The sequence below is a fragment of the Paenibacillus sp. FSL R7-0163 genome (assembly GCF_037969975.1).
In the GTDB taxonomy this organism is placed as follows: Bacteria; Bacillota; Bacilli; order Paenibacillales; family Paenibacillaceae; genus Paenibacillus_AQ; species Paenibacillus_AQ odorifer.
Genome location: NZ_CP150224.1, coordinates 5,576,942 through 5,593,304, shown reverse-complemented (window position 1 = coordinate 5,593,304; position 16,363 = coordinate 5,576,942). Strand labels below are relative to the sequence as shown.

Here is a 16,363-nt window from a genome sequence, read left to right as displayed (position 1 = left end):
ATGGAAGCCTTAAAGCTGGAAAGTGTAGTTAAGCAATATGGAGAAAAAACCGCAGTAAACGGAATTAACCTAACTGTAGGTAAAGGGGAAATTTACGGATTACTGGGGGCGAACGGCGCGGGAAAAACAACCACGATGCGTATGGTACTCGGCCTAATCTACCCTGATGAGGGCAAAATTTTGTATAACGGGAAGCCTTTCAACAGTGAACTGCAGCAACTTATGGGTTATCTGCCCGAAGAACGCGGGCTATATCCTAAGGTGAAGATCAGCGATCAAATCGTTTACTTAGCCCGCCTGCGTGGGATGTCAGCTAGTGATGCAGATAAGAGCTTGCGCTATTGGCTGGATCGATTTGAGGTTCCGGATTATTACAATAAAAAGATAGAAGAGCTTTCCAAAGGAAATCAGCAAAAAATGGGCTTTATCGCCGCTGTCGTTCATAAACCGCAGATTCTGATTCTAGATGAAGCTTTCAGCGGGCTGGACCCAGTAAACGTGGAGCTGCTGAAAGATACGGTCAAAGAATTGCGTGATTCGGGAACAAGTATCCTTTTCTCTACGCACCGGATGGAGCATGTAGAAGAGCTGTGCCGTAACATTACGATTCTCGATCGTTCCAATACGGTCGTTCAAGGGGATATCCGCACGATCAAGAATGGCTACCCGCGGGAAGAAGTATTGCTGCGTACAGCTAATGAGGTAAAAGGTCTGGAGTCCATCGCAGGCGTTACAGCAGTGAAACGGCTGGAGCGTGGGTATCTGTTATCGATCAGTGAGATCGGTGCAGCACAGCGTATTTTACAGCAGGCGATAGCACAGGGTGAAGTGGAGCATTTTGAAATCAAGGAACCTACGTTAAACCAAATCTTTATCAGAGCGGTGGGTGAATCTAATGAATAAGATGGGGACAATTATCGGCTTTACCTTTAAAAATAAAGTTAGAACGAAATCATTTATGATTACTACTTTGATTCTAGTATTATTGCTCAGCATAGGGATGAATCTTCCCTATATCATCGATCAGTTTAAGGGTGATTCGGCCAAAAGTGAAGTTACTCAAATTGCTGTGATTGCTGAAGAGGGAAATCAGGTTGCAGAATTGCTGAAGGCTTATACTGCGCCAGAGGGCATGCCACAGGCTAAGATAGTACAATATGCTTCTGCGGATGATGCCGAGTTAAAGAAAGCATTAGATGAAGAGACAGTAGAAGGTTATGTTACTTTTGCAGAACCTACTGGTGAAGGGCTTCCACCCGTTACTTATCACAGTAATGATGGGGAACTAAACGGAGATGTTCAAGTTTATCTTCAAAATGCACTTCAGCAAGCAAACACACAATTCATCGTTGGCGACAAGCTGACCTCTGAACAGATTGCTGCAATGTCAACACCAGTGCAGATTACTACACAACAGCTTAAGGCAGGCGGTGGCAGTGAAAGCTCTCAGGAGGACACTCCGGCCATTAACTACATTATCGTATATGCCATGCTTATGTTGTTCTTTATGTCCATTATGATGACAGGCAACATGATTGCCGCTGAGATAACCTCTGAGAAAAGCTCGCGGATTATGGAGATTCTCATTACAAGTGCCTCACCTTTAGCGCAAATGTTCGGTAAAGTTATCGGTGTTTTCCTAGTAGGAATATTGCAAATTGGGATCTTTGTCGCAGCGATCGTCGTCAATTTGACGCTCCCGCATAATGCGACTGTATTGGCTGATTTTGATCTCGATTTAGGCCAGCTCAATATTAACTTGCTGCTCTATGGATTTGTCTTGTACGTATTAGGTTACTTCCTCTATGCCTTGATGTATGCGGCTGTAGGTTCGATTGTCAGCCGTACGGAGGATCTCGGTCAGGCGGTAATGCCAATCATGATGTTAGGCTTCGTAGCGTTCTATGTTCCACTGTTCAGTATCTCCAATGCAGATACTCTAGTGGTTAAGATAGCGAGTTATGTACCTTTCACTTCACCATTGACGATGCTGCTCCGAATTGGTGTCGGTGAGGTGGCGATCTGGCAAGTCATTGTATCGCTGCTGATCCTGCTTGTGACTACCTTCATCTTCGGATGGCTGGCAGCCAAGATCTATCGTACCGGCGTACTGATGTACGGCAAACGCCCAAGTATTAAAGAAATCAGAAAAGCAATGAAAGCATACAAGATCTAAGAAGGCCCCATATAACTTTTAAGGAGTGCTAATGATGTCTACAAGCGAACAATATACCATTATGCTTTTAATGAGTTCGGTATCACTGGCTTCGGTTAGTAGAATGCTTCCGGATGGCTCCACTTTTATGGATTTCGTTCAAGGCGTATTGACCGGTGTTGCTATAGTGGGGATGTTGGCAGGATTGTGGATGTACAGTAAGGCGCGTAAGAGTAAGGCACAATAGTAGGTACTGAATTTTCGGGGGGGATCCTAACAGCCATTTATGGTTGCTGGGATATCCCCGTTTTTGCGTTGGCAATCTCTTTGTATACGAGCTGATATAGCTAACGGACCCAGCAACACTTAAATGCAACAATCATCGAGATTTGGCAAGATATCGGACACAATAGTCGCTATTGGCATGAAAAACGGTGAATTAGTAGCTCTTTTAACCAAATAGTTGCACTGGAGTCCGATACTATGCTCAAAAGGCGATAAACGTGCAAATAATGTCATCTGGGTCCGTAAGCCTTGCCTTGGTGGAAGATGATTAGGGCCTGCTTGAAGACGATCCGAGACGCTCATCGCTCGGGATTTCTACTGGAGTCCGAACGCCGGCCAAATTTGAGGAAAAGCTTCAATTAAAGGCTCCTGAGTCCGTTAGATGCTTCATGCGCTTAAAGATCGTCTGAATTCTAGTCAGTGACTAAATTATAGAAAGATTTGCGCTCGTTCGTATATCCGCTTGGTCGGTCATCTGCTCCCGTACAGCTCTAAGCTGTGCTTTCAGTGCAGGAACACTTTTTTGCAGAATAATGCTTATTTGAGAAAGAGGCAGCTTTAAGCCGTACCACAATACCTTCACAAGCTGTTCCTCCCAAGGTAATCCCTTAGCCGATAGAAGAGAGCGCCGGGCAAAAGAATCAGCACACTGGCGAATACAAGTGCGGTAAGCGTGGATAGAGAATAACTGAGGGTCGAAGTTATCCTGACGATATATTTTATGAAGCTCTGTGAAGGTGCGGATAGTAACCTTGTCTGCCTCATTAGATTGTTCTAATAACATGGAACTGAGTACGTAGACTTCATTAGTATACTTTTGAACACACTCTGCAAATTTAGCACTGTAGGTGGACACGGGAGGTAAGGGGTCAGGCATGGTGAACACGATCCTTTCAGAATGAGAGATTTGCTTGAATCTATAATATAGAAAAGTAAGAGATGGATTTATTGATAAGATCGGCGGTGTCTGGTTCCGGGCAACTGTGTTTCTGCTGGGAGGCAGTGGAAAAAGCTTTGGAAGGTTTGTAGTAGAGCCGTTCACTTCTGGAATTGCTCCCCCCAGCTGCAACACTGTACAGACGCCCTTGCTGAATATGCCCAGCCAAGGATTTACCCTGGAGCTTGGCCTTTAAATCCTGCAAAGCACCCTGAACTAGCTCAAGCTTAACCTGCTCCCAATCTGAACCTTCGCGGCGGACCTTATCCAGCGCTTCCTCAAGACGGCAATGACAGATAGCCCGTAAAAAAGAACTCCATTTAATGAGATCGAAATTTTTGGTGTTGGCAGAGATTAGACAAGCCCCCCAACTGCAACCTCCCTTACAGGTGAGCTTCAGAATACCATAACGGCAGCCTTCAGCCCCTTCCATTCCATAGTGAATAGGCTCGGGTTCATCCAATACAAATACTTCAATGCGGGATAGTCTGCGCTGGTCCATAGTAGGGTTCCTCCTTAGATTTCCAAAAGCTTTAAGTCTACCTGATGAGTGACACTAGCCTTTTCTACACAGGCGAGCATTTCCATTTTATTCTCACAGACTGCGGTATGCTCTAGCCATAGTCGGAACTTCTCTTTCCGTATAACAGATAGATGTAAGGGAAAGGTGCTGCGGGATCTCAAGACATACCAACCGGCGCTTACATCTTTCCAAGGCTCCTTGAAGGCTGTAAACCACGGGAGTTTTTGATGCGATGACCAATCCTGCTGCTGTTGTTGTTCTCGAATTTTTTTATATATTTCATATACAATCTTAGAGTCTAAACAGTCTTTACAAGAAGAAGGTGTACTGAATTGGCGAAGGGCTTGGATCTGGTTCTGGCCAAATGCATAACCTACAATGTACCTGTGATTATTTTCTTCGAACCACAAGGCCCCGAAACAAACGTAATTTAGACTTATCGGCTCAAGCAGCCCTTGATGTATCCCTAAATAATAGTGCTTCAAAACATTCACCCCATCCAGCGTGCTATCACCTAATAGGCTCAGGTAACGCAAAAACCGCAGCAAGAGGAGGACCTCTGCTGCGGTTTTGGATTACAGGCAGATATACCTGGGCCAAAGCGTGGCGGATCAAGGGTCTCTCTCTTTACGCTTACGAGGTTAGCTGTCGGATTCGGACGGTGAGAGTCGCCCTACCTATTGAGACTTACGCAGTCTCCTTTGGATTCACCCCAAGTAGGCCAGGTGGCCTGATGGTTCCCCCGTTCCCTGCGAATGCAGGAACTCAGCGTTGATTGTTTTTCATGAATTAGATTCAACCCGAATCATACTCTTTTCAAGATTTTCTGTAAAAAACGGAAAATGTTCTTTTAGAGCGATTTTAACCATATCCTGCCGACTACGACTGAAAAACGAGGTAAATAGGTATTTATGGCGTGTTATCGCGCCTCTTTCTCGCTCAACCTCAGCTTCTTGCGTTTCTACCTATAAAGGGAATTTGCAGTATTTTCGCTCTAAAAAGGTGAATAAAATCACATGGGTTATAGATAGCGATTAAACGCTCGAAACTCGAGTAAACAAGAGATATAGAGAGATTAGATATCAAGTAAGCGCTATCTAATGGGAAAATAGTTTTTAATTTGCATTATTTTGGCATCATTCAGGTTTTACAAGTCTTCGTGCATAAGAGTATGATTACTCCTGTTTCAACGACAATCGAATATTTGATCCGCTTAATTTCCGATAAGGAAAGCGGGGGAACCAACAATCGGCAGCCGATGTGAGAGTCGGAAGCTGATTATGGGGTGAATCCTGTAGAGGGTGCGAGTGAGCTCGCATCTATACAGGTAGGGCGACTCTCACCGCCCGAATCCGACAGCTAACCTCGTAAGCGTATGGAGAGAGGATGAGTGCAATGTGACCGCTAGCGAGCCACAGAGGAGATCCTTTGTGGCTTTTTGCTGTGCTCTTAGAAGCAAAGCATTTATGGAGGCCTCCCCCAAGAGGTCGCTAAATTCATCATTAGCGGTATTTGTAAGGCAGCGTCTAATGACGTGACACAACCGAGCTTTAGGTTGTGCCCGAAAATGACGATAGGTCAACATCCTTTCGGAGATTTTCGTTGCCTCCTTGTTGTAAATGAGCAGGAGGAGAAAAAAGAGATGACGGATCAGAATGAATATGTGCTTGTATGTGCGCCTACAAAGGCGGGAGAACATTTCATTAAACTTCTGAAGTTCAGGGGTATTAAGATGGCGGGATTAACCAACAATCTGGCTGAGAAAGCTTTACTAGAGGAGCTCGGAATCGAGCAGGTTATTCTAGTGGATACCCGCCATCAGAGCACTTGGTTTCGCCCATCGTTCCCGGTAGGCAGGGTATATCTGTTTGAGAGCAGCTTTCCGCTTTGCTGCCGCTATATTCAGATGTGCCGTACCTGGACGACACAGCCAATTTTTGTGATTACAAGTTCTATAAATCCTAGATTGGTCTATAAAAGACTTGGTGCGAGCTATGTAATCTATTCCCATAGTGGTGATGCTGATTTTCTAATCGATAGATCACCTCATCAAGGATAATGGAAGGAGTGCGGAAGATATGATGGATCTGTATATGGTGGCTTCGTTAGCTGTAATTTACGGGTTATTTTATGGCTTTATGCGCTGGTGCGCAGGTGTAGTTGAGGATACGGGGAGGGATAAGCTGTGATTCTAGTAATCGCTGTTACCCTACTGTTGTTTATATATCTGGTTTACGCGTTGATTCATCCTGAGAAATTTTAAGGAGGGGCATTCATGGGCATTTTGCAAATAGTCGTCGTAATTGTAATTCTCATCTTGTTGGTCAAGCCGATGGGGACGTATTTATATCATGTATTTTCTAACGAACCGAATCGTACGGATCGCTGGTTTGCAGGCACAGAGAAAGGTATTTATAAGCTGATCGGCCTGAAAAAACGGGACGGAATGTCCTGGAAGAAGTATGCACTCAGCTTTGTTTTAACTAATATCGTACTGGTTGCTTTCAGTTATATTTTTCTAAGATTACAGCGGGGATTGCCGCTGAACCCGAATGGAATTGCCGATATGGAACAGACGCTTTCATTTAATACGGTGATCAGCTTTATGACCAATACGAACCTGCAGCATTATAGCGGGGAGACGGGACTATCGTATTTTTCACAAATGGCAGTCATCACGATGATGATGTTCACGTCTGCAGCGAGCGGATTTTCTGTTGCGGTTGCTTTTGTCAGAGGGATTACAGGACAGAAATCAGTCGGAAATTTTTTTGAGGACTTCGTAAAAGCACATATTCGTGTATTCATTCCATTAGCTCTGCTAGTTTCATTGGTGCTGGTAGGATTGCATGTGCCACAAACGCTCAAGCCATCGCTTGAGGTCACTACACTCGAAGGGCAGACGCAACAAATCGCTATCGGTCCAGTCGCTTCTTTGGAGTCAATTAAACACTTAGGTACGAATGGTGGCGGCTTCTTCGGAGCCAATTCAGCGCATCCTTTTGAGAACCCTAATCCACTTACGAACGTTCTGGAGATTCTCTCTATGTGGATGTTGCCAGCCTCTTTGCCATATATGTACGGGTTGTTCGCTAAGAACAAACGTCAGGGCTGGGTGATTTTCACAGCAATGATGACCTTGTTCGTTCTGCTGCTGGGGCTGAATTATTATGCGGAAACTAAAGGGAATCCCGCTATTAATGCGCTGGGGATCGAGTCTTCGCAAGGCAGCATGGAAGGTAAAGAGGTACGTTTTGGGATCCCGCAATCTTCGCTGTTCACTTCGGTAACAACGGCAGCTACGACAGGTAGTGTTAACAATATGCATGATACGCTGACACCGCTGGGTGGCATTACCCCTCTGGCCCTAATGATGCTCAATAACGTCTTCGGGGGAAAAGGTGTAGGACTAATCAATATGCTGATGTATGCCATCATGGGCGTCTTCTTATGTGGACTAATGGTTGGCAGAACACCAGAGTTTCTCGGGCGAAAGATAGAAGCCAAGGAGATGAAGCTGATTGCGATTGCTATCCTTGTGCATCCGTTCATTATCCTTGTACCAACAGCAGGTGCGTTCTTAACGGGCTTGGGCAACGGTTCCATCACGAATCCCGGATTCCATGGACTTAGCCAAGTGTTATATGAATATGTCTCTTCTGCCGCGAACAATGGTTCAGGATTTGAAGGGCTTGCGGACAATACCACCTTTTGGAATGTTACAACCGGGATCGTAATGCTGCTTGGCCGTTATGTCTCTATAATCGCAATGCTGGCAGTTGCAGGTTCACTGATCCAGAAGAAGCCGGTTCCTGAGACGATTGGCACATTCCGCACAGACAATGGTCTGTTCACCGGAATTCTGATTGGTACGGTAGTGATTATCGGTGCGCTGACGTTTCTGCCGGTCATTGTGCTCGGCCCGATTGCAGAATATTTGACCTTACGGTAGGAAGAGGGAGAACAAGATGAGTACTGTAAAAAGAAAAAAGCTGCTGACGGGACCCATACTCCTAAGCGCTGTAAAGGATAGCTTTATTAAGCTTAACCCGGTGACGTTAATCAAAAATCCGGTCATGTTCGTAGTCGAAATCGGCACGATTATTGTATTGCTTATGGTACTGGCCCCCGGATATTTTAATGCAGAGAAATCGGTAGGCTTCAATATCACGGTGTTGTTCATTCTGTTATTCACAGTGCTGTTTGCCAACTTCGCTGAAGCGCTGGCTGAAGGCCGCGGGAAGGCCCAGGCGGATTCGCTTAAGAAAACGAAACAGGATATCACAGCTAATAAGCTCGTTGGAGGGTCTGTGAAGACCGTTTCTTCCTCCGAGCTGCGGAAAGGAGATATCGTGATCGTCAGTCAGGGAGAACTTATCCCTGGCGATGGTGAAGTGATTGAAGGGCTGGCCTCCGTAGATGAATCGGCAATTACAGGTGAATCTGCACCTGTTATTAAGGAAGCCGGCGGAGATTTCGGCTCAGTCACAGGCGGCACCCGGGTAGTTAGTGATGAGATTAAAGTCAAAATTACCAGTGATCCCGGTGAGTCATTCTTGGATCGGATGATCTCCCTCGTTGAAGGGGCGAAACGTCAGAAGACACCCAATGAAATTGCACTAAATACACTCTTGATCAGTCTGACGTTGATTTTCCTGATTGTAGTAGTGACCTTGCGGCCAATTGCGACTTATCTGGGTGTTGATCTAGATATTCCTGTTATGATCGCCCTGTTGGTCTGTCTGATCCCGACCACAATCGGGGGACTGCTCTCCGCTATCGGGATAGCAGGGATGGACCGCGTCACACAGTTTAATGTCCTTGCTATGTCAGGGAAGGCCGTTGAAGCTGCCGGCGACATTAATACAATGATTCTAGATAAGACCGGTACGATTACTTTCGGAAACCGGATGGCGAGTGATTTTGTGCCAGTTGGAGATGAAACGGAAGCTGAGCTTACGGCTTGGGCAGCTATTAGTTCGCTAAAGGATGAGACTCCGGAAGGACGTTCTGTTATTGAGCTGGCTAAGAAGCTGGAACGCAGCTATGACAGCAAACTTGCTGAAGGCGGAGAGCTCGTAGAGTTTAAGGCTGAGACCCGGATGAGTGGTATAGATCTGCGGGATGGACGATCTGTTCGTAAAGGGGCAGTCGATTCCGTGAAGAAATGGGTACAGTCGAAGGGCGGAGTCATTCCCGCGAACCTCGACAGTAATTCCGATGCTATCGCCCGGATGGGGGGGACCCCGCTTGCTGTTGCGGTAGACAACCGGATTTATGGACTTATTTACTTAAAGGATACAGTTAAGCCAGGCATGAAAGAGCGGTTCGATGAGCTGCGAAAAATGGGAATCAAGACTATCATGTGTACAGGGGACAATCCGCTGACCGCAGCTACTATTGCCCGTGAAGCAGGGGTAGATGATTTTATTGCAGAGAGTACACCTGAGGATAAAATAGCGGTTATCCGCCGCGAGCAGAACGAAGGCAAGCTGGTGGCAATGACTGGTGATGGTACGAATGACGCACCTGCCCTCGCCCAAGCTGATGTGGGCTTAGCGATGAACAGCGGGACCACAGCCGCTAAGGAAGCAGCAAACATGGTTGATCTGGACTCCGATCCCTCGAAGATCATTGAGGTTGTAGCTATTGGTAAACAGCTACTGATGACGCGGGGCGCGTTGACAACGTTCAGTATTGCGAATGATATCGCTAAATACTTCGCAATTATTCCGGCAATGTTCATGCTCGCTATTCCTGAAATGGAAGCCCTGAATGTCATGGGATTGGGTTCACCTAGCTCGGCAATTATATCTGCATTAATATTTAATGCGATTATTATTCCGCTGCTGATCCCATTGGCGATGAAAGGTGTCTCGTATAAAGCGATGAGTTCTACGAAGCTGCTGGGACGTAATATTTTTATCTATGGTTTAGGTGGGGTAGTCGTTCCTTTTGCGGGCATCAAACTTATTGATTTGCTCGTAAGTGTATGGATATAACAACGGATTAACTAATCATTGAAAGGGTGAGAGCATCGTGAATAACAGAAAATCGATTGCGGACGCTGAAGAACAGTTGTCATCATCGAAGGGTGCTAATTTCTTTATTATATTACGGCTATGTCTAGTGTTTGTTGTTCTTTGCGGAGTGATTTATCCTCTGACTACTACAGCGATTGCTCAAGTTCTGATGCCATCGCAAGCAAACGGCAGTCAGCTGAAGAATGACGCTGGAGTTGTTGTGGGTTCAGAACTCATCGGGCAAAGCTTTACGGACCCGGCGTTATTCCATGGCCGTGTATCCAGCATTGATTATAAAGCGGAAGCTTCAGGCTCCAATAACTACGGCCCATCCAACCCGGATATGCTGCAGCGGACGAAGGATTCCATCACACAGTGGCAGCTGGATAATCCGGATGTGCCTGTAAACAAGCTGCCGGTTGATTTAGTAACCAACTCGGGTTCAGGTCTTGATCCGCATATCACTCCTGCGTCGGCAATTGTGCAGATTCCCCGGATCAGTAATTTGACCGGGATTCCAGCCACGCAGCTGGAAGAGCTAGTGAATAAGCAGACCGAAGGTCGTGATCTAGGGCTGTTTGGTGAAGAACGGGTAAATGTTCTGAAGCTGAACATGGAGCTGCAGAAATTAACGAACAAATAAATATAGCTAATATCCCTGCCCGATTGTTCAAACTGGGTCAGGGATATCTTGCTTTCTGGCATAGAAGAGTGAATGGATGAACGGGTTATTAAGGAGTGGTCTTGATGGGAACATATCGGAGGAAGACGCCGGAGGAACTGCTGCTCTCTATCTATGAGCTGCATCGTGGACGCCTGAAGATCTATATAGGTCCGGTCAGTGGATCAGGCAAGACCTATCAGATGCTGCGTGAGGGTCAGGCGCTGAAAGCACAGGGCATCGATGTTGTAATCTGTGCGGTTTCAACCAACCAGAGTCCAGAAACAAGGGATCAGCTGGGTGACTTGGAACGGATTCCAAGTATTCATTGGTTTCAGAAGGAGATCGAGAAGAAGGATCTGGACGTGGAGGCTATTGTGGCACGTAATCCAGAGGTTGTACTGACCGATGGATTGGCTCATCATAATCGCGAGGGTGCGGAGAGATCAACTAGGCTGGAGGATATCAAATATTTATTGGGCTGTGGAATTAGTGTCATCACAACTGTAAACGTATACGAGCTGGAGGGCGCAGCAGATCTAGCGCGGAAGTGGACGGGGATTGAAGTGGAATATTCCTTGCCTGCGGAAGTGCTCACCCTTGCAGATGATATCGTTCTAATTGATGTGACTCCGGAAAAGATACTTCAACGTTTGTCCGAAGGACATTTGGGCAAGAAGCAGCGGACTTCGCTTTTTAACAAAGGGAATCTAAGCAAGCTGCGGGAGCTGGCGCTGAGAATGGTTGCGGAGGATGTTAATGGCTCGCTGGAGAAGCATCGGGAGGAGCAAGGATTGCTGGGGGCTTCGGGGATTGCCGAAAAAGTGTTGGTGTCCGCACAGTATTATTGGAATGGCTCGATTCATATCCGCCGTGGACAGCAAATCGCTAAGCGGTTAAACGGAGATCTGGCGGTGGTATCCTTCTGGAAGCAGGGCCTGACGCCCTCTAAGGAAGCAGCAACCTTCAAGCGATCCCTATGGAAGCTGACTGAGAAGATTGGGGCCTCGATGGAGGAGATTTCTTTTCGCTCGAAGAGGGAGATTCCGGGACTTCTAGTGAAATACGCCATCCAGCATAATATTACCCGTATCGTTATGGGACACTCCAAGCAAACGGCGTGGCAGGAGCTGTGGAAGGGTTCGATTGCTAACTCATTGTTAAAACAAATCCGCGGAGTAGATGTGTTTTTCGTGGCTGATCGTGCTGAGCGTGAGGGAGAACGCGTTCTTCCTACCCGGCAGAGCCGAAATGAGCGGAAAGCCGATGCCTATCACAGATTAAGCAGTCAGGAAGTAAAGGATAAAATCGATGCCATTCGTGGGGGCACATTTAAAGTGTACATTGGTGCTGCTCCCGGAGTGGGCAAGACTTATAAGATGCTGCGAGAAGGAAATGATCTCCTAAAGAGAGGGATCGATGTTGTTATTGGACTACTAGAAACGCATGGACGTAAAGAAACCCTTGAACAGATCGGTGATCTGGAGATCCTTCCGCGACTGAGTATTGACTATCGGGGGACTGTCCTTGAGGAAATGGATACGGCAGCTATCATTAAGCGTAATCCGGAGGTCGTACTGGTAGATGAACTGGCACATACCAATATGCCGGGCAGCAAACATAAGAAGCGGTATATGGATGTTATGGAGCTATTGGATGCAGGGATCTCTGTAATCTCCACAGTGAATGTTCAGCACTTAGAAAGCTTGAATGATGCTGTAGAACAAATTACCGGAGTTAGAGTTAGAGAGACTTTCCCAGACAGCATTCTGCAACGGGCCGACGAGGTTGAACTTATCGATGTATCTCCTAAAACACTGCAAGAGCGGATGAAGGATGGGAAAATATATGCGATGACCAAAGTGGATCAGGCGCTGGGGGCTTTTTTCAAAATCGGCAATCTAATCGCCCTCCGTGAACTGGCGCTGCGGGAAATTGCTGATGATGTGGATGAACGTCTGGAGGCCTGGGAACGTGTCGGGTCGCTGCGGGGACCTTGGCGGCGGCAGGAAGTGATCTATGTGTGCATCACCTTAGGAGATCATGCGGAACGTCTGATTCGGCGAGGTTTTCGGATTGCCTATCGTCTAAAAGCTTGCTGGTATGTTACGTACGTACAGGAATATAAGCAGAGCGGGCCTTCTTACGATAAACGAATTAATGATTTGAAAGAATTGACGGAACGACTGGGTGGAACGTTTAAGATGATTCCTAACGTGCTCCCGGCACGAGTGTCTTCCTTGCTGCTTGAAAGGTCTCAAGCCTTACAGAGCACACAGATTATTATCGGCCAATCTCAACGCTCCTGGGTACGTAAATGGCTGCGTGGGGATGTCACTAAGCAGATTCTGCGTTCGGCCAGAAATGTAGATGTACTGGTCGTGGCAAATCTTATGCGTGAGGAACCTTAAGCTTTAGAACAATGAAAAAAGGGGATTCCTAGCCAAGTGGCTGTTGGAATACCCTTTTTTTGTATGCATATATCAAGTGCTAAATAATTAACCGGATGAATTACTGGGCCGCTTCGATGAGTGCTTTCAGCTCGGGAAGATTGAATCCTTTGGTGGCATGATCCCCTGCTACAGTAACAGGAACACCCATGAAACCAAGCTTTTCGACTTCCTCTTGATAGACTGTGCTAGTCATAACATCTCTTACTTCAAAAGGGATACCTTGCTCCGTAAGATATTGTTTGACCAGATTACAATCGCTGCAGCCTGCTGTTGAATAAACAATCACTTGCTGGCTCATTGGTTCACAGCCTCTTTGATAGCATCTCTTGTGATCTTCCAGTGGGAAGTGTTCCAGCGAACCTCATTATCCTCAAGCAGGAAGAGCTGTGGAGATTCATGCTTAATCCCGAAATCCTCGGCAATTTGATTGGAAACTGGACGATCCTCGATGACTAGAACTACTGCTGCTGCAGTATCCGCATCCTTTAGATAAGCCTGGAATTCTTCATTAGCTTTGGCGCTAATCGGGCAGGTAGTGCTGTGTTTGAACAGCAGTTTTTTGCCAGGTTTAGCCACATACTGCTTAAGATCTTCCAATGTATGAAGTTGTTGAATAGACATAGATATCACCCTCCTGGGATCGTTATTTTACTAACCATTGTGTTGTTAACAACCTGTAATCATGATTGTAACATATATTAAATTTAAAACAAAAAGGATTCTGGAGCAGCTAATCCAAGGATGACCAAACCCTCATTTTAGCGCGTTGAAAAAAAGGGGACGGCATGCTAAGGTGAAAGCAAGACAACTTGCTTCAATAATCCTTACTAGGTAGGAGTGTTGATAAGAATGAACAGAGTCGCATGTGTGACTGGAGCTGATCGGGGTCTTGGATTGTCTCTTGTACACTCTCTTTTAGAGAAACAGTTCTCAGTATTTGCTGGACAATACATGAGAGACGCAGATGAATTGAAAGCGCTTCAAGAAGAGTATCCGGAACAGCTGGAACTTATTCCACTCGATATTGGTAGTAAGGATAGTGTAAAGCAGGCAGCGAGGGCTATCGCCAGCAGAACTGGGCATGTTGATATTCTTATTAATAATGCCGGAATTATTCATTCCGCAGATGATGCTACGATGCTGGTGGATATGGATGATGAGGGCATGGCAGAGATTTATAATGTGAATACGCTAGGCGCGTTGAGAGTCAGCAATGCACTTATGGGCCTATTATTGCAAAGTAAGGATAAATTAATTGTTAATATTTCTTCGGAAGCGGGCAGCATTGGCAGAAATAAGCGTATTAATATGTACGGCTACTGCATGTCTAAAGCGGCACTGAATATGCAGTCCTCCCTGATGCACAATCATCTAAAGACGCTTGGGGGTCAAGTGATGGTGTTTCACCCCGGCTGGATGAAGACTTATATGCATGGCGAAAAAAATGAACAAGCGGATATTTCACCTGATGTGTCCGCAGATCAGATTATAAGTCAGGTTATGGAGTATAAAAAATATCTAGGGGATGAGCCGGCCTATCTTGATGTGGATGGCAATACATGGCCTTGGTAGAGGGGTTTCCCGTAATCAAAAAAAGTACACGAAGAAAGGCGATGATAGGATGTCTATACTAAAAGCACTGGCACTCGGAAGTTATACGGAGGTTAAATATCATCCATTTGCGGGTGTAGACCGGGAGATTGAGCAGATACTGGCCAATGATCTACAGGTAATCTCCTCGGAAGATTACGGGCTGCTTAATAAAGAAACATTATCTGACTACAAGCTGGTAATCTCCTATACCGAATTCTCCGATGATAAAATACCGGCGGAACAAAGCAGCGCATTGCTCTCCTATGTGGCTAATGGTGGCGGATTACTAGTGGTACATAACGGAATCTCCTTACAGCGTAATCAGGAGCTAGGCGCCATGCTGGGAGCTCATTTCACTCATCATCCAGAATTCACTTCGCTCCAGATGTCCATACCGGCAGGGGAGCATCCCATTATGCAGGGAATCGAAGAATTTGTGATCGATGATGAGCCTTATTATTTTGAGCAGCATCCCTATTTCGAAACAACTGTGCTTATGGAATATCCTCATGATGGGGCAATGAGGCAGGCGGCTTGGTGCCATGAGTTTGGTCTAGGCCGGGTTGTTTATTTAATGCCTGGTCATCATTTGCCGTCATTTTCCGTAGAGCCTTTTCGCCAGATGATTCGTAGAGGTGGACTTTGGGCGGCGGGATTATTGTAGGATATAAGCGGATATACCTGTTGTAACATAAAACACGAGTCCAACTGCGGGTTAACTGCGGTTGGATTTTTTTTGTTGACTCTAACATTGGTGTCAGGGTTTATACTGGTGTAGAACAATTCTCATGAACCCGGGGAGAATGCTATGAAAATAGGTGAGCTTGCTAAACTGACGGGCGTAAGCGTCCGTTCACTTCGTTACTATGAGAGTCAGGGATTAATCTCGCCGATCCGTCAGGCCAACGGATATCGGGAGTACTCTTTACTTGCTGTAGAGACGGTAGAAACGATTAAACTATATTTGAACCTGGGTCTGTCGACAGAGCAGATCGCGGGCTTTCTACATTGTGTGTTGAAGAACAAAGAAGCCTTCTGCGCAGAAGTGATGCCACTATACCGCAGTAAACTGGAGGATATTGAACGTCAGCTTGTAGAGCTAAATCAGATCAAGAGGAATTTGGAAGAACGAATGGCATCTATCTTGCAGGAGCAGGATGAGAGCAAGTTGGGCGCGTGTACACTGGAGAACTTGGAATAGGTACTGCTGGTGCTGGAAAATATGAGGAGGAATGGCAAATGTCAATTATAAATGCCGATAGCGCGGATTGGGTGCGGGCAGAAATACGTGGTGGAGGAACCGTGCTGGTGGATTATGGTGCGCCATGGTGCCCCCCTTGTAAGGTGCTGTTGCCTCTTCTGGAAGATCTTCACCAGGAATATGGAGACGATGTTTCTATTGTAAAGGTGAATTGTGATGAACTTCCGGATCTTGCTGGGGAAGCTGGTGTTATGGGGATGCCTACTGTCATTGTATATAAAGAGGGACAGCCTATAGAAAAGCTGGTCGGTCTGCGTCCGAAAGCAGCCTACCAAGGCATACTGAACAAGGTTCTCCAAGCATAAGGCAATAAATATAAAGATGAAATTAGGGAGACTCCATATTGTGGGGTCTTCTTTTTGTGCATGAATTAACCATCTTCGGTAAAAAATACGAACACAGCTAAAAAGAGGTGATGAGGGTGTGGGGTAGTATTTTAGAGCTAATTCCTAAATGGAGCGTAATTTTCCAA

Annotated in this window: 17 protein-coding genes and 2 riboswitches; of the genes, 12 read left to right on the top strand and 5 right to left on the bottom strand. The window is 46.1% G+C overall.

The annotated features are described in order from the left end of the window. From NST45_RS24540 to NST45_RS24530, 3 genes are read left to right on the top strand one after another with little or no spacing between them, the layout of a single operon-like run. Positions 1-903, top strand: a complete 903-nt coding sequence (locus tag NST45_RS24540) for an ATP-binding cassette domain-containing protein (RefSeq protein ID WP_036676693.1) — start codon at positions 1-3, stop codon at positions 901-903. Next, the gene (locus tag NST45_RS24535) at positions 896-2,176 is read left to right on the top strand and encodes an ABC transporter permease (protein ID WP_076141852.1); all 1,281 of its coding nucleotides are present in this window, start codon (positions 896-898) and stop codon (positions 2,174-2,176) included. Before NST45_RS24540 ends, NST45_RS24535 begins: the two co-directional genes overlap by 8 nt. A gap of 31 nt (positions 2,177-2,207) precedes the next feature. Then, positions 2,208-2,402, top strand: a complete 195-nt coding sequence (locus NST45_RS24530) for a hypothetical protein (RefSeq protein WP_143761263.1) — start codon at positions 2,208-2,210, stop codon at positions 2,400-2,402. 462 nt (positions 2,403-2,864) lie between these two features. Here the strand turns inward: NST45_RS24530 and NST45_RS24525 are convergent, their stop codons facing one another. Genes NST45_RS24525 through NST45_RS24515 form a run of 3 tightly spaced genes read right to left on the bottom strand, consistent with a single transcriptional unit; the run spans position 2,865 to position 4,448 of the window. Further along, complete coding sequence (locus tag NST45_RS24525; protein ID WP_038568543.1) at positions 2,865-3,317, bottom strand: hypothetical protein; 453 nt, start codon at positions 3,315-3,317, stop codon at positions 2,865-2,867. A 40-nt stretch (positions 3,318-3,357) separates the two neighbouring features. Next, entirely contained in the window at positions 3,358-3,879 is a 522-nt protein-coding gene (locus NST45_RS24520) for a hypothetical protein (protein WP_052096743.1), read from the bottom strand. Positions 3,880-3,893: 14 nt separating this feature from the next. After that, entirely contained in the window at positions 3,894-4,448 is a 555-nt protein-coding gene (locus NST45_RS24515) for a hypothetical protein (RefSeq protein WP_076141853.1), read from the bottom strand. A 68-nt stretch (positions 4,449-4,516) separates the two neighbouring features. Next, positions 4,517-4,681, bottom strand: a riboswitch (cyclic di-AMP (ydaO/yuaA leader). Between the two features lie 419 nt (positions 4,682-5,100). After that, positions 5,101-5,290, top strand: a riboswitch (cyclic di-AMP (ydaO/yuaA leader). Between the two features lie 252 nt (positions 5,291-5,542). On the opposite strand from NST45_RS24515, the gene NST45_RS24510 reads away from it, so the two are divergent. From NST45_RS24510 to NST45_RS24490, 5 genes are all read left to right on the top strand, one after another. Beyond that, positions 5,543-5,959 carry a hypothetical protein gene (locus tag NST45_RS24510; RefSeq protein WP_036676842.1) on the top strand — a complete coding sequence of 139 codons (417 nt, stop codon included), beginning with the start codon at positions 5,543-5,545 and terminating at the stop codon, positions 5,957-5,959. Between the two features lie 216 nt (positions 5,960-6,175). Further along, positions 6,176-7,852, top strand: coding sequence for a potassium-transporting ATPase subunit KdpA (gene kdpA, locus NST45_RS24505; protein WP_036676707.1), 1,677 nt, complete (start codon positions 6,176-6,178; stop codon positions 7,850-7,852). A gap of 16 nt (positions 7,853-7,868) precedes the next feature. After that, on the top strand, positions 7,869-9,902 hold the full coding sequence (gene kdpB / locus NST45_RS24500) for a potassium-transporting ATPase subunit KdpB (RefSeq protein ID WP_076101365.1): 2,034 nt from the start codon (positions 7,869-7,871) through the stop codon (positions 9,900-9,902). Between the two features lie 55 nt (positions 9,903-9,957). Next, positions 9,958-10,566: a potassium-transporting ATPase subunit KdpC gene (gene kdpC, locus NST45_RS24495; RefSeq protein WP_051490939.1), complete on the top strand. Its 609-nt coding sequence runs from the start codon at positions 9,958-9,960 to the stop codon at positions 10,564-10,566. A gap of 104 nt (positions 10,567-10,670) precedes the next feature. After that, positions 10,671-12,995 carry a histidine kinase gene (locus NST45_RS24490; protein ID WP_036676712.1) on the top strand — a complete coding sequence of 775 codons (2,325 nt, stop codon included), beginning with the start codon at positions 10,671-10,673 and terminating at the stop codon, positions 12,993-12,995. 100 nt (positions 12,996-13,095) lie between these two features. Here the strand turns inward: NST45_RS24490 and NST45_RS24485 are convergent, their stop codons facing one another. Both NST45_RS24485 and ytxJ read right to left on the bottom strand, forming a co-directional pair. Continuing rightward, a complete protein-coding gene (locus NST45_RS24485) occupies positions 13,096-13,335 on the bottom strand; it encodes a glutaredoxin family protein (RefSeq protein WP_036676715.1) in 240 nt (79 codons plus the stop codon). Beyond that, positions 13,332-13,658, bottom strand: coding sequence for a bacillithiol system redox-active protein YtxJ (ytxJ, locus tag NST45_RS24480; protein WP_038568551.1), 327 nt, complete (start codon positions 13,656-13,658; stop codon positions 13,332-13,334). The genes NST45_RS24485 and ytxJ overlap by 4 nt, the downstream gene beginning before the upstream one ends. A gap of 228 nt (positions 13,659-13,886) precedes the next feature. Here ytxJ and NST45_RS24475 point away from each other — a divergent pair, with 228 nt between their 5' ends. The 4 genes from NST45_RS24475 to NST45_RS24460 all read left to right on the top strand — a co-directional run bounded on the left by NST45_RS24475 (position 13,887) and on the right by NST45_RS24460 (position 16,196). Next, positions 13,887-14,609, top strand: a complete 723-nt coding sequence (locus NST45_RS24475) for an SDR family NAD(P)-dependent oxidoreductase (RefSeq protein ID WP_036676722.1) — start codon at positions 13,887-13,889, stop codon at positions 14,607-14,609. Between the two features lie 49 nt (positions 14,610-14,658). After that, complete coding sequence (locus tag NST45_RS24470; RefSeq protein ID WP_076101367.1) at positions 14,659-15,294, top strand: ThuA domain-containing protein; 636 nt, start codon at positions 14,659-14,661, stop codon at positions 15,292-15,294. 144 nt (positions 15,295-15,438) lie between these two features. Continuing rightward, the gene (locus tag NST45_RS24465) at positions 15,439-15,831 is read left to right on the top strand and encodes a MerR family transcriptional regulator (RefSeq protein ID WP_036676727.1); all 393 of its coding nucleotides are present in this window, start codon (positions 15,439-15,441) and stop codon (positions 15,829-15,831) included. 38 nt (positions 15,832-15,869) lie between these two features. Beyond that, positions 15,870-16,196 (top strand): thioredoxin domain-containing protein, encoded by a 327-nt coding sequence (locus NST45_RS24460; protein ID WP_036676728.1) that lies wholly within the window; start codon positions 15,870-15,872, stop codon positions 16,194-16,196. The last annotated feature ends 167 nt before the right edge of the window (positions 16,197-16,363 follow it).

What these genes read in the sequence shown, in the direction of transcription:
- NST45_RS24540 (WP_036676693.1), top strand. Translation starts at nt 1, where the DNA reads ATGGAAGCCTTAAAGCTGGAAAGTGTAGTTAAGCAATATGGAGAAAAA.
- NST45_RS24460 (WP_036676728.1), top strand. Translation starts at nt 15,870, where the DNA reads ATGTCAATTATAAATGCCGATAGCGCGGATTGGGTGCGGGCAGAAATA.
- NST45_RS24510 (WP_036676842.1), top strand. Translation starts at nt 5,543, where the DNA reads ATGACGGATCAGAATGAATATGTGCTTGTATGTGCGCCTACAAAGGCG.
- kdpA (WP_036676707.1), top strand. Translation starts at nt 6,176, where the DNA reads ATGGGCATTTTGCAAATAGTCGTCGTAATTGTAATTCTCATCTTGTTG.
- NST45_RS24485 (WP_036676715.1), bottom strand. Translation starts at nt 13,335, where the DNA reads ATGAGCCAGCAAGTGATTGTTTATTCAACAGCAGGCTGCAGCGATTGT.
- NST45_RS24520 (WP_052096743.1), bottom strand. Translation starts at nt 3,879, where the DNA reads ATGGACCAGCGCAGACTATCCCGCATTGAAGTATTTGTATTGGATGAA.
- NST45_RS24470 (WP_076101367.1), top strand. Translation starts at nt 14,659, where the DNA reads ATGTCTATACTAAAAGCACTGGCACTCGGAAGTTATACGGAGGTTAAA.
- ytxJ (WP_038568551.1), bottom strand. Translation starts at nt 13,658, where the DNA reads ATGTCTATTCAACAACTTCATACATTGGAAGATCTTAAGCAGTATGTG.
- NST45_RS24535 (WP_076141852.1), top strand. Translation starts at nt 896, where the DNA reads ATGAATAAGATGGGGACAATTATCGGCTTTACCTTTAAAAATAAAGTT.
- NST45_RS24475 (WP_036676722.1), top strand. Translation starts at nt 13,887, where the DNA reads ATGAACAGAGTCGCATGTGTGACTGGAGCTGATCGGGGTCTTGGATTG.
- NST45_RS24465 (WP_036676727.1), top strand. Translation starts at nt 15,439, where the DNA reads ATGAAAATAGGTGAGCTTGCTAAACTGACGGGCGTAAGCGTCCGTTCA.
- NST45_RS24490 (WP_036676712.1), top strand. Translation starts at nt 10,671, where the DNA reads ATGGGAACATATCGGAGGAAGACGCCGGAGGAACTGCTGCTCTCTATC.
- NST45_RS24530 (WP_143761263.1), top strand. Translation starts at nt 2,208, where the DNA reads ATGATGTCTACAAGCGAACAATATACCATTATGCTTTTAATGAGTTCG.
- kdpB (WP_076101365.1), top strand. Translation starts at nt 7,869, where the DNA reads ATGAGTACTGTAAAAAGAAAAAAGCTGCTGACGGGACCCATACTCCTA.
- NST45_RS24525 (WP_038568543.1), bottom strand. Translation starts at nt 3,317, where the DNA reads ATGCCTGACCCCTTACCTCCCGTGTCCACCTACAGTGCTAAATTTGCA.